The organism is Flavivirga amylovorans (assembly GCF_030540875.1).
GTDB lineage: Bacteria > Bacteroidota > Bacteroidia > Flavobacteriales > Flavobacteriaceae > Flavivirga > Flavivirga amylovorans.
Map to the genome: position 1 here is coordinate 758,335 of NZ_JAUOEM010000002.1, position 12,400 is coordinate 770,734.

General features: G+C 32.7%; 9 protein-coding genes. 7 read left to right on the top strand and 2 right to left on the bottom strand.

Going from position 1 to position 12,400, the window contains the following annotated elements; genetic code table 11:
- The first annotated feature begins 48 nt into the window (after positions 1-48).
- Positions 49-1,131: a porin family protein gene (locus Q4Q39_RS08570; RefSeq protein WP_303281998.1), complete on the top strand. Its 1,083-nt coding sequence runs from the start codon at positions 49-51 to the stop codon at positions 1,129-1,131.
- 342 nt (positions 1,132-1,473) lie between these two features.
- On the opposite strand, the gene Q4Q39_RS08575 is transcribed toward Q4Q39_RS08570, so the two are convergent.
- Positions 1,474-3,705 (bottom strand): M1 family metallopeptidase, encoded by a 2,232-nt coding sequence (locus tag Q4Q39_RS08575; RefSeq protein WP_303281999.1) that lies wholly within the window; start codon positions 3,703-3,705, stop codon positions 1,474-1,476.
- Positions 3,706-3,832: 127 nt separating this feature from the next.
- Here Q4Q39_RS08575 and Q4Q39_RS08580 point away from each other — a divergent pair, with 127 nt between their 5' ends.
- Together Q4Q39_RS08580 and Q4Q39_RS08585 are read left to right on the top strand one after the other, a co-directional pair.
- Positions 3,833-4,360 carry an inorganic diphosphatase gene (locus Q4Q39_RS08580; protein ID WP_303282000.1) on the top strand — a complete coding sequence of 176 codons (528 nt, stop codon included), beginning with the start codon at positions 3,833-3,835 and terminating at the stop codon, positions 4,358-4,360.
- Positions 4,361-4,694: 334 nt separating this feature from the next.
- Positions 4,695-7,097 carry a sodium-translocating pyrophosphatase gene (locus Q4Q39_RS08585; RefSeq protein WP_303282001.1) on the top strand — a complete coding sequence of 801 codons (2,403 nt, stop codon included), beginning with the start codon at positions 4,695-4,697 and terminating at the stop codon, positions 7,095-7,097.
- A 259-nt stretch (positions 7,098-7,356) separates the two neighbouring features.
- Here the strand turns inward: Q4Q39_RS08585 and Q4Q39_RS08590 are convergent, their stop codons facing one another.
- A complete protein-coding gene (locus tag Q4Q39_RS08590; protein ID WP_303282002.1) occupies positions 7,357-9,870 on the bottom strand; it encodes a S9 family peptidase in 2,514 nt (837 codons plus the stop codon).
- A 325-nt stretch (positions 9,871-10,195) separates the two neighbouring features.
- On the opposite strand from Q4Q39_RS08590, the gene Q4Q39_RS08595 reads away from it, so the two are divergent.
- The 4 genes from Q4Q39_RS08595 (at position 10,196) to Q4Q39_RS08610 (ending at position 12,286) form a co-directional block, all read left to right on the top strand.
- Entirely contained in the window at positions 10,196-10,339 is a 144-nt protein-coding gene (locus tag Q4Q39_RS08595) for a DUF5679 domain-containing protein (protein ID WP_303282003.1), read from the top strand.
- Between the two features lie 171 nt (positions 10,340-10,510).
- Positions 10,511-10,654 carry a hypothetical protein gene (locus Q4Q39_RS08600; RefSeq protein ID WP_303282004.1) on the top strand — a complete coding sequence of 48 codons (144 nt, stop codon included), beginning with the start codon at positions 10,511-10,513 and terminating at the stop codon, positions 10,652-10,654.
- A gap of 109 nt (positions 10,655-10,763) precedes the next feature.
- Complete coding sequence (locus Q4Q39_RS08605; protein WP_303282005.1) at positions 10,764-11,771, top strand: LacI family DNA-binding transcriptional regulator; 1,008 nt, start codon at positions 10,764-10,766, stop codon at positions 11,769-11,771.
- Between the two features lie 344 nt (positions 11,772-12,115).
- Complete coding sequence (locus Q4Q39_RS08610; RefSeq protein WP_303282006.1) at positions 12,116-12,286, top strand: hypothetical protein; 171 nt, start codon at positions 12,116-12,118, stop codon at positions 12,284-12,286.
- Positions 12,287-12,400 lie beyond the last annotated feature (114 nt).

Below are 12,400 nucleotides of genomic sequence, written 5' to 3' on the forward strand. Positions count from 1 at the left end.
ATTATCAACAGATGCTGAAATAAATTCAGCATAAAAAAACGAACAGTTATGCAAACTATTGCTAAATATTTGGCGCTTGTCGTGCTATGTGTAAGCGTGCAATTAATCAATGCACAAGACACAATACAGAATGTAAATAACAAAGATAAAATTGAAACTTTAAAAGAAATTAAAGAACGCATTAAAAATGAAGAACGCAATTTTTTAAAAGCAGAAGTAGAGGCTATTAATATGCGCTTAGAAAAGGGCGAGCTTTCTAATGAAGAAGCTAACACATTAAAAAAAGATGTAGCCAAAAAGAGAGCTTTAAATATTGAAAACCGTATTTCAATTATAAACAATAAAATAGCACTTTTAGAACGTAATGAAGAAGGATATAAAACAAATGGAGATGAAGAGTTGTCAAAAATAGGTTTTACTGTAGGAGGTGATGAGGGCAGTAGTTTTGCTGGCATTAAGATTAAAAACAAAAACAAGCCAAAGAAATATGATTTGCGAACGTCTAGCGACTTTGTGTTGGCTTTTGGTTTTAATAATTCGATTATAGAAGGAGAGAGTCTTGATGATTCTCCATATAAAATGGGAGGCTCTCGATTTTTAGAATTAGGCTGGGCATGGAAAACACGCGTATTTAAAAATACTAATTTTTTACGCTTTAAATATGGGTACTCTTTTCAAATAAATGGATTAAAACCAGACGATAACAAATATTTTATTCAACAAGGGAACCAAACTGTATTGGAAGAGTTTCCCGAAGATCTCAAAAAATCTAAACTGACGATTACTAATTTAGTATTTCCTGTTCATTTTGAGTTTGGACCTTCAAAAAAGATTGATAAAGACACATATTTTAGATACTCTACGGAAAACCAATTCAAAATAGGCTTAGGAGGATATGCGGGTTTTAACATTGGTACTCGTCAAAAACTCAAATATGAGTTGAATGGAGAGAAAATAAAAGACAAGCAAAAACGGGATTTTAATACCAGTAGTTTAGTATACGGATTAAGTGGATACATTGCTTTTGATGATGTGGCATTATATGTTAAATATGATCTGTCTCCTATCTTTAAAGACCAGATTGTCGATCAGAATAATATTTCAATAGGTGTTAGGTTTGATGTGGATTAAAACATAAAAGACTATCTAAAAAGTTGAAAAATGCCATTTTGAGCGCAGTCGAAAAATCTCGAAAATATTGATAAATATTCAATTTAAGGAGATTCTTCACGTTCGTTCAGAATGACATTTTATAGACTTCTTCTTTTTTTAATAACTATTAGAAAGGTTGTAATGAACTCATCTTGACTTTTTCTATTTCCTAAAAAATGGCTAAAATTCGCACATATTTTGTTGCTTTTTTTATGCTTAGCACTGCTATGCCTTGCAAAAAATGCCTCATATGAACAAATTTTATCTCATTTTCGGTTAAAAACAAAAAGTCAAGATGAGTTCAATGAATTAAATCTAATATCAATTATTTTTTTCCTTAAAAGAATCAAACTCAGAAGGTGTTTCAACTTTAGGAAACGAATTGTTTTTCATGTCTGTATCAGCATATTCAAAATTAGGATCTAAATTAACTTCCTTGACATCTTTTTCTTTTATAAACGTTTTTTGAATTTCATATTCATTTCTACGCCATACTTCGGCAGGAATTATATCAATTTCTTTAGAACCATCAGTAAATATCCATTCAACAGTAACAGGCATAACAAGTCCTCCTACATTTTTAATAGTAATTTCGTAAATATTTTTACCAGAAAGTTGTTTACGTAATTCAGGCTCATTAAGTCTAGATAAAAACTGGCCGTATGCAGCATCTGGTGTTGTATTCATAGTAATCGTTTCAGGACCATTAGAGAAATCTTTTGCTTGAGATTGTGTGCTACTTTTACCTGACGTTTCTATTTTTACTTTAGAGGCGTTACTTTGATCCTCAATATTCGAATCCTCTTCATACACTTTAAACCATTTTACATGGCTTAGCTCCATGTCGACATGGTCGGTAGTAAAAAACCAGCCTCTATAAAACCAATCCAAATCGGTAGCAGTAGCATCTTCAAGAGTTCTGAATAAATCAGCTGGGTTTGGGTGTTTATATTTCCATCGGTTGGCATACTCTTTAAAAGCTTCATCAAATAACTCTTTTCCAATAATAGAGTTGCGAAGCATTTGTAGACCAACGGTCGGTTTTAAATAAAAATTAGCACCAAACTGAGACATGAGTTCGCTGTCTGACGTCGTCATAATAGGACGTAAAATGTTTTTGTCACCACTCATAAACGGGACAATACTTTTAGGAGTTACACTGTTAAAACCTGGGTAACGCTCTGCCACAGTTCTTTGGTGTAAAAAGGTGTTTAAACCTTCATCCATCCACATCCATTTACGCTCGTCCGAACTCACAATCATTGGGAACCAGTTATGACCTACTTCATGAATAATAGTGCCTATCATTCCTTGCTTAGCACCATCACTTATTTTTCCATTTTTTGGTCGCCCACCGTTAAAGCTAATCATTGGGAATTCCATACCAATATTAGACGTGTTTACTGAAATGGCAACAGGATAAGGATAATCGAAAGTAGCTTCAGAATATACTTCTAAAGCATGCATCACAGCTTTAGTAGATTCTTCTTGCCATACAGGTAAACCCTCTTTGGGATAAAAAGACATCGCCATTACAGTATTGGTTGGCAACTTTACTGCTTGTGCATCCCACATAAATTTACGGGAAGAAGCAAAGGCAAAATCACGAACGTTTTTAGCACTGAATTTCCACGTTTTTTGCTTCTTTGATTTTTGTTTTTCGTTAGCTTCTGCTTCTTTTTGAGTAATAATCATTATTGGTTTGTCAAAAGATTTTCTAGCGTCATCCAATCTCTTGCGTTGTGTTTTTGTTAACACAGATTCACTGTTTTGAAGTAAACCAGTAGCCGCAACAATGTGGTCTTCCGGAACGGTGATTTCTACATCATAATCACCAAATTCTAAAGCAAACTCGCCCAATTTTTGAAATTGCTGATTTTGCCAACCTTCAGTATCGTTATAAACCGCCATTCTTGGGAACCAATGTGCAATAAGATAAACAGTATTGTCGTCAGATGGAAAATATTCATACCCTTCACGAGATAATAAATACATACTCCTATCAGTAATAGGATAAGACCATGCTATTGAAAAACTTGTAGATTCTCCAGATTTTAGAAGCGTATTTAACTTCATCTTCATCATGGTATTGTTAACCATGGTTTTTATGTTATTTCCGTTAGAATCTTTTACATATTTAATAGAATAACCAGCCGGAAAATTAATAGCTCTAGTAAGAAATTGCATTTGTCTGGTAGTCATACCATCCTTTATACTATTGTTAATGCCTCCAAAATCTTCATTTCCTTTTTTATTGACATTTTGTTCTAGTTGTATCCATAAATAACTTAAATCATCTGGAGAATTATTATAATAAGTAATCGTTTCTTCTCCAGAAATGGTATTATTACTTTCATCAAGGATTACTTTTATTTTGTAATTAGCCTGTTGTTGCCAATAATCTCTTCCTGGAGCACCACTGGCAGTTCTATAGGTGTTTGGAGGTTTAATTAGATTATCAATAGGCTCAAATTTACCTTGCCAGGATTGTGTTTGCGCTTTAACCGACGATAAAGAAAATAGGATTAAAGACGAAATAATAAAAAGTCTCATAGTTTTTTAAAATATTATTTGAATTAGTCAGCGACAAGATAGCAATATTAATATAAAACAAGCTAGTTTTTTATTGCTTAAAGTCTAAGGGTTCAGTACATTTGCCTCCCTAAAATATTTATAAACTATGAGTAAGAAAAAAGATTTAACATTTGATGTGTTAATTGAAATACCAAAAGGAAGTAGAAATAAATATGAATACGATTTTACACTACATAAAATTCGTTTCGACCGTATGTTATTCTCATCAATGATGTACCCTGGAGACTATGGGTTTATTCCAGAAACTTTGGCCTTAGATCAAGATCCGTTAGATGTATTGGTTATGGGAACAGAGCCAACATACCCTATGGTGGTTATGGAAGTTAGACCAATTGGTGTGTTCCATATGACTGATGAAAAAGGCCCTGATGAAAAAATTATTTGTGTCCCAGTTTCAGATCCTATTTGGAGCAATAAAAAAGATATAGTAGACTTGAACCCTCATAGATTAAAAGAAATAGAGCACTTTTTCCAAGTATATAAAGATTTAGAAAAGAAAAAAGTAGATACAGGAGGATGGGGAAATGCAGAAGAAGCAAGAAAGATTTATCACGAATGTGTAGAACGATATGATAATAGTGAACATAAGAAAAAACGAACGTTTACTATTTAGTTGAAAATTTTCACATAAAATTTATAAAAGCCATCCTAGAATTAGGATGGTTTTTTTGTTTATCAGTTTTCACATAAGGAGCGTTTTTGGATATAATTTAAGTGCAATATTTGTATAGAACATATTATTATCAATAGTCTCGTTAGAAATGAAATTTCATCTAAATAGACAAGAAAAAACTAACATATGTCATTGTATTAAAAATAATATATTTAAACAGGTGTTTGAATGTATTATCTTTAATTAATGGAGGCTTTTTTTATCACTTATATTTTCCTATTTTTAGCTCCGTTAAAAAATAATAACTAATAACTAATAAAAAGAACTTATTAATATGGAATTAATAGTGAAATTTTTACCAGTGTTTGGAGTTTTAGCTTTGGCGTATGTCTTTATAAAAAGTGCATGGGTCTCCAAACAAGATCAAGGAGATGATAAAATGATTCGAATTGCTAAAAATATTGCAGATGGCGCAATGTCTTTTCTAAAAGCAGAATACAAAATTTTATCAATATTTGTAATTGCTGTTGCTGTTCTGCTGTATTTTAAAGGAAATGCAGAAGAGGGATCTAATGGTATGGTTGCCGTATCTTTTATAGTTGGAGCTATTTGTTCTGCTTTAGCAGGATTTATAGGAATGAAAGTTGCTACCAAAGCAAACGTAAGAACTACGAGCGCTGCAAGAACGTCCTTAGGAAAAGCTTTAGAAGTTGCCTTTGCTGGTGGTGCCGTTATGGGACTTGGTGTTGTTGGGCTCGGTGTTTTAGGCCTAAGTGGTCTTTTTATGATATATCAAAATGTGTGGAGTGGTCCTGAGAATTTATCATTAGTACTAAATGTGCTTTCAGGTTTTTCTTTAGGAGCATCATCTATAGCTTTATTTGCTCGTGTTGGAGGTGGTATTTATACCAAAGCGGCCGATGTTGGAGCAGACTTAGTTGGCAAAGTAGAAGCGGGAATACCAGAAGATCATCCTTTAAATCCTGCGACTATTGCAGATAATGTGGGTGATAATGTAGGTGATGTAGCTGGAATGGGTGCCGATTTATTCGAATCTTATGTAGGATCAATTATTGGTACCATGGTATTAGGAGCTTTTATTTTAACACCAGACTTTAATGGATTAGGAGCAGTGTATTTACCGTTAGTATTAGCTGCTGTTGGTATTGTAATGTCTATTATAGGAACATTCTTTGTAAGAGTAAAAGATGGTGGAAATCCACAAACCGCTTTAAATATTGGTGAATTTGGTTCGGCAGGTTTAATGGTTATAGCGTCTTATTTTATTATTAATGCTTTAATACCAGAAACTGTTGAAGGTTTACCTTTTGGGGCTATGGGTGTGTTTTGGGCAACTATAGCCGGTTTAGTAGCTGGTTTAGCTGTTGGTAAAGTAACCGAATATTATACTGGAACTGGAAAAGGACCAGTAAATTCTATTGTTAGACAATCTGAAACTGGTGCTGCAACAAATATCATTGCTGGTTTAGGTATTGGAATGATGTCTACTGCGATTCCTATTATATTAATTGCGGCGGCTATTTTGGTATCACACCATTTTGCGGGCTTATATGGTATTGCAATTGCTGCGGTAGGAATGCTTGCTAACACAGGAATACAATTAGCGGTAGATGCTTACGGACCAATTTCTGATAATGCTGGTGGTATTGCTGAAATGGCAGAGTTACCAAGTGAAGTTCGTGAACGTACCGATAAGTTAGATGCTGTAGGTAATACAACAGCTGCTATTGGTAAAGGATTTGCAATTGCTTCTGCTGCATTAACGGCATTAGCATTATTTGCGGCTTTCATGAAAACAGCAAATGTAACTGCTATTGATGTATCTCAACCTCAAATTATGGCAGGATTGTTAGTAGGAGGTATGTTGCCGTTTGTATTTTCAGCATTGTCTATGAATGCCGTTGGTCGTGCTGCCATGGCTATGATTGAAGAAGTACGTCGTCAGTTTAGAGACATCCCTCAATTAAAAGCAGCTTTAGAAGTAATGCGTAAGTATGATTCTGATATGGGTAAGGCTTCAGAAGAAGATAGAAAAATATTTGATGCTGCAGATGGGTATGCTGAGTATGACAAATGTGTAGATATTTCGACAAAAGCGTCTATTAAAGAAATGGTGTTTCCAGGGTTATTAGCGATAGCTGTTCCTGTTGCTGTTGGCTTTATTGGAGGTGCGGAAATGTTAGGTGGTTTACTTGCAGGTGTTACTACTTGTGGGGTGCTTATGGCTATCTTTCAATCGAATGCAGGTGGCGCTTGGGATAATGCTAAGAAAACCATTGAAGAGCAAGGCAAAAAAGGGACAGATGCACATAAAGCAGCTGTTGTTGGTGATACTGTAGGAGATCCTTTTAAAGATACATCGGGACCTTCTTTAAATATCTTATTAAAACTAATGTCTGTTGTAGCGTTGGTTATTGCGCCTAGTATTGCATTATCTTCTGATATTGTTACCGCTTACACTTCTGAAGGAAATGAGATAGAAAACGTTGAAGTTTCTAAAGAAATTGAAGTGAAAATGACTAATAATGATGATGGTACTGTTAAGGCGGTAGTGACTACTGTAACTATTGAAAATGATGAAGAATCTATAAGTTATGAAACTTTTAACGGAAGTGAATCTGAAGTAGAAGCTAATATTGAAGCTTTAAAAGGAAGTTATAAAATAGCTGGTGTAGAGGTAAAAGAAATTATTAGAGAGGTTCAGACTCTTAATTAAAAGAAGATAACCTATTATTTACTATAAAATATAAAACCACGCTTAAAGCGTGGTTTTATATTTTGAACTCATCTTGACTTTTTCTATTTCCTAAAAAATGGCTAAAATTCGCTCATATTTTGTTACTTTTTTTATGCTTAGCACTGCTATGCCTCGCAAAAAATGCCTCATCTGAACAAATTTTATCTCATTTCTGCCCGTCCGGCAGGCGGGTTCGGTTAAAAACAAAAAGTCAAGATGAGTTCTTTATAAAAAATGGTTACTTCTTAGGCTTATCTCTATTCATTTCTGTAATATCAATGCTAGTAGCTTCCTTTCCTAAAAAATGTTTGCTAAAATGATCTGCTTTTAGCCAAAAGGAATATTCCGTCATATTTCCAAAACCATGACGTTGCCCAGGCATAATCATAAAATCAAATCGCTTATTAGCTTTAATTAAGGCATTAGCTATTCTAATAGTTCCTCCAGGATGTACATTATTGTCTATATCCCCAGTAATCAACATAAGGTTACCTTTTAAGTTTGATGCCAAAGATTGATTTTTGTCGATAGTATATTCGTATGATATATTATTATCGGCGTCTTTTTTTTCTTTAACGCCATGATGTGTTTCGCTCCACCAGCTATTGTACATGGAATTATCATGATTACCAGCAGAAGAGACGGCTGCTTTAAAAAAATCTGGATATACTAACATAGCTGCGGTAGACATAAAGCCTCCTCCAGAATGGCCGTAAATACCAACCTTATCAATATTTATATAAGGGTGCTTTTTTGCTAATTGCTCGGCCACATATTTTTTATCTGCTAAACCATAATCTCTAAGGTTTCCGTACCCATAATTATGATACCATTTTGAGCGATTAGGGTGCCCACCTCTGTTGCCCAATGTAATAACAATAAAGCCTATTTGAGACATACGATCTAATCTATCCATTCTAATCGAAAAGGATTTATTTACAGCTTCGGTTTGAGGTCCAGGATACACATACTCTAATAAAGGGTAGCTTTTGGTGTCGTCGAAATTAAAAGGCTTGTACATCACTCCATAAAGATCTGTAATACCATCATCTGCTTTCACTTTAAAAGGTTCAGGGAATTTATACCCAGTTGCAAAAAGTTGAGAAAGATCAGCTTCTTCCAGGGTCATAATAACAGAGCCATTATTATTTCGTAATTCCGACATGGGAGTCGTATTGACTCTGGAATAATTATTTACAAAATATTTATTAGAATCGGACATGCTGGTTGACGTATTGTAGTCTCCAGAGTTGATACTTCTTAAATTTTTACCATCTAGATCAATACGATATAAATGTTCGTAATAAGGATCTTGGTCTTTTGAAACGCCATTTGCTGTAAAATAAAGAACACGTTCCTTTTCGTCTAAATTAGTAAATTGGTTAACATGATAAGACCCCGAAGTTACTTGACGTTTTAATGTTCCTGTAGAACTGTATAAGTAAAAATGAGCCCAACCATCGCGTTCAGACCAATGAAGAATCTCTTGCTCTTCATTGAATAAAACCAAAGGTCTCGATTCAATATAAGTATTAAATCGTTCTTCAATTAAAACAGTCACGTCTCCAGAATTAATGTTAGCCACACATATATCCAGTTTCTTTCTGTCTCTGCTTATGGTATTAAAATAAATGTTTCCTTTTTTTGAAAGTAACAATGATGGTTGAAACTCATCATCTCTATTCGATTGCTTTCTCGGAGCTCTATAAACTGAGATACTTTGTTGTTTTGTTGTATCTAGTTTAATAGTAACTACTTTTTTAGAAGGCATATCGAAAACCAATAATTCTTGTTTGTAGAATTCTTGCTCTCCAGGCATATGATACTTATAGGTTTCCAAGGTTGGTCGTTTTTTAGAAACAGAATTTATAACCCATAGATCTTTAATATGTCGAGAATCAGATTTTCTAAACACAAACTTTTTAGAATCATGAGACCAAATACCGCTAATTCTCTTTCTGTCATCTTTCTTTTCTTCTTTGGTTTCGTTATTTTCTCCTCGAGTAGACCCTCCATAACTATAATATTCTACGCCATCGGTAGTCCATTGGTTCTCAACAATAGTTGAGTCCTTTTCGTCTTTAACAGCTTTCAGAAAATTTTCTTTATCCATCCAAAATAAGTTGTAATTTTTTGAAAATAATACAATGGTACTATCTGGTGATATGGTGGCCCATTTTTTCCACGGCTCTTTCTTTTTCTTTTTATTGTCAATAATTGTTAGTGAATTACTGCCTAACATGTATTCAAGATGATATACCTTTTTTTCCATTTTAGGCGCCTTCTTTTTTTCTTTTGTAGTCGTAATAGAATCGTTTTCAATGGTCTTTTCGTCTTCTATAACTTCAACTTCCTCTGTAGAAGTCACTCTAAAACGTATTGCCGTTTCATTTTTTACAAATTTAAAATTAAAACGTGGTAAATGTTTTGCATCATAAGGGTCTTTTGTGATTTCCGTTAGCCATTTTGCCATTTTCTCATTATCAAATAATTTCGTTTTTGTTTTTGTGTCTGCATTTACTAAATAATAGTTAGAACCCTCAGTAGTTTTATATTGATACCAAAAACGATTCCCATTTTTTAACCAATGTGGCCTAATACTAGTAGAGTGTACCAATTTTGCAAGATTAGTTGGAGAAAACTGCGATGCTAAACGATAATTAGGTTCAGGTGTAGCTGAATTGTTAGTCTCTTGGGCTGTAATTAAATGGATGTTTAAAAAAAGAATAAACAGCAAGGTAATGTTTCTCATGTTTGGTTATTTGTTTGTATTAGCCCACGAAATTACTGTTTTTAACTAAAACGATATGAGAGCGTTATGTTAAAAATTTACTAATGTGTAAAACCGTTTCTGGTAGGATTAATTATATAAAAGGTATGTAAAACTCTTTAGAAAACATCTCTTCTTATTTTTGTAAGGTTTTTCGAATAACTCATGCTAAATGTAAGTGAATCAGAACTATAATTTTTAATTCTTATTTAAAAGTAGTCCTAGTATTACTTTTTTCATTTGCGAACACCAAGAATAAAACTTACATTTATAAAAGTGAAAATTTAACAAAAACAAATCTAAAATTATGGAAGGATATTGTGTAAAGTGTAAAAGTAAAAAAGAAATAAAGGATGCTAATGAAGTGACTATGAAAAATGGAAGAAAAGCAATGAAAGGAAGTTGCCCAACCTGTGGAACAGGCATGTTTAGAATATTAGGTAAGTCTTAATTTTTGCTTTACCTAAAATGAACAAAAATATTAACTAATATTTGACTATTATCAGACTAGTCAAGTGTTGGTATGTTTTTTGTTTGACTATCTTATTTACATACTTACTATTTCTTTCCTAAGAAACGTTTTATATACAATTGCCCTAGTTTTAATAATTCTACTTTACCTATGAACTCATTTAGACTTTTTGGATTTAAGCAAAAATTAGAAGTTTTTGCCTATGTTGAAGACTTTTTCGAGTTGCATAGCAGAGCTACGGAAGGAAAAAAAGACAAAAACAGAGCTGAAAACAGCAATTTTTTAGCAAATTGAAAAAGTCTAAATTAGTTCTATACTAAAAAAGAACCAATCTTCTTAATTAGCCTATTTGCAAAGAGTAATTTTGTAAATTGCGATATTTATAATTTAGACGTAAAATAGTATGGTTACTTTAAAGCAGTTAGCAAAAGAGTTAAATGTTTCTATTTCAACGGTTTCAAAAGCATTAAACAATAGCGAAGAAATTGGAGAAGATACAGTAAAGAGAGTTAAAGAACTTGCCGAGCTATATAACTATACACCTAATAAAGTAGCTTTAAGTTTAAAGCAAAATAAAACTAAAACGATTGGAGTTATAATTCCTAATATACTCAACCATTTTTTAGCTAAAGTATTGTTTGGTATCGAAAGAGAGGCCAATAAACTAGGCTATAATATAATTACATGTATATCTAATGAATCTTTAGAAAAGGAAAAAGAAAGTTTGTTGTTACTTGCAAATGGAAGTGTGGATGGTTTTATACTATCGGTTGCCGAAGAAACTCAAATTAAAAATGAAGTAGACCATTTTAAGAAAACCATTAGTCAAGGATTGCCTATTGTTATGTTTGATAGAGTCGCTCATGATGTGTTGTGCGATAAGGTTATCGTAGACGATTTTGATGCTACTTATAATGCCACTAAGAACTTACTTCTTGAAAAGCGAAAAAACATAGCCTTTATTAGTAATGTAGGGGACTTAAGTATTGGTAAATTAAGAGAAAGAGGTTATAACAAAGCAATATTAGAAGATAATAAGCAAGAGCCTTTGATTTTAAAAATTAAAAAGAAAGATGATCATCAGAAAAAAATAAAATCTTTTCTTAAAAAGAATAAGGCGATTGATGCGATAATTGCTGCAGATAGCTCTTCGGGCATTATTGCTATTAATACGGCTGTTAATTTAGGTTTAAAAGTACCTAAAGATATGTCCGTAATAGGTTTTGCTAGTAAAGCAGATTCAAATCATTCTTTACCAAGGTTAACAACAATAAGGCAACATGCGAAAGTTATCGGAGCAAATGCTGCACAAATGCTTATTGATAGATTACAGAAAATGCATCTAAATGAAGATGTGAAAACTAAAATTGTTAAAACAAGTTTGGTGAAAACGAAGTCAACGCTTAAGTAGTTTTTAACATCTTATCAACAGTGTTGTCTATAAAATTTGCATTTAATCGTTAAAAAAGAGCACTTCGTCGAATATATTTCATTCAGAGATACAGTTTAACCAAATTTACACCGTCTTAGAGTGCGCCCCAAAATAATATCCCTAAGTTCTTCAAAAGACAAATTAATTCATTTACAAATCCCTTAAAAGTATTTTATAGAATCGCTATGTTTTATGCATTCGATTTTAAGTTAATTATCCATTTTTTCCCTCGTCTAATGTGCCTTTTTACAGCATTTTAGATAACAGTTTTGTTTTGTACAAATAGAAAAATAATATAATAATAACCTTAAAATCGAAATATTATGAAAGCCCTAAAAATTACTTTATTCGTAACATTATTTATGTTAACATTAGCATCTTGTACTAAGCAAGACTTAAACGAAGATGATGTATTACTTACAGAAGAAAATACTGAAGCAGGAAATAATACTAATATGCCAACCCCATATACAGGAGGTGGAGTTAATGACTAATATTTAAAAAAACATTTATTAGAATATTTTAAAGACTCTTTGCTTTTGTAAAGAGTCTTTTTTTTAAATAATTTAAAAAATTATAAATACATTTGAGGAAATAGCTAATACTTT

Excerpts from the sequence above, each read along its gene's own strand:
- Q4Q39_RS08610 (WP_303282006.1), top strand. The coding sequence starts at position 12,116 with ATGAAAGCCCTAAAAATTACTTTATTCGTAACATTATTTATGTTAACA.
- Q4Q39_RS08595 (WP_303282003.1), top strand. The coding sequence starts at position 10,196 with ATGGAAGGATATTGTGTAAAGTGTAAAAGTAAAAAAGAAATAAAGGAT.
- Q4Q39_RS08605 (WP_303282005.1), top strand. The coding sequence starts at position 10,764 with ATGGTTACTTTAAAGCAGTTAGCAAAAGAGTTAAATGTTTCTATTTCA.
- Q4Q39_RS08585 (WP_303282001.1), top strand. The coding sequence starts at position 4,695 with ATGGAATTAATAGTGAAATTTTTACCAGTGTTTGGAGTTTTAGCTTTG.
- Q4Q39_RS08575 (WP_303281999.1), bottom strand. The coding sequence starts at position 3,705 with ATGAGACTTTTTATTATTTCGTCTTTAATCCTATTTTCTTTATCGTCG.
- Q4Q39_RS08600 (WP_303282004.1), top strand. The coding sequence starts at position 10,511 with ATGAACTCATTTAGACTTTTTGGATTTAAGCAAAAATTAGAAGTTTTT.
- Q4Q39_RS08580 (WP_303282000.1), top strand. The coding sequence starts at position 3,833 with ATGAGTAAGAAAAAAGATTTAACATTTGATGTGTTAATTGAAATACCA.
- Q4Q39_RS08570 (WP_303281998.1), top strand. The coding sequence starts at position 49 with ATGCAAACTATTGCTAAATATTTGGCGCTTGTCGTGCTATGTGTAAGC.
- Q4Q39_RS08590 (WP_303282002.1), bottom strand. The coding sequence starts at position 9,870 with ATGAGAAACATTACCTTGCTGTTTATTCTTTTTTTAAACATCCATTTA.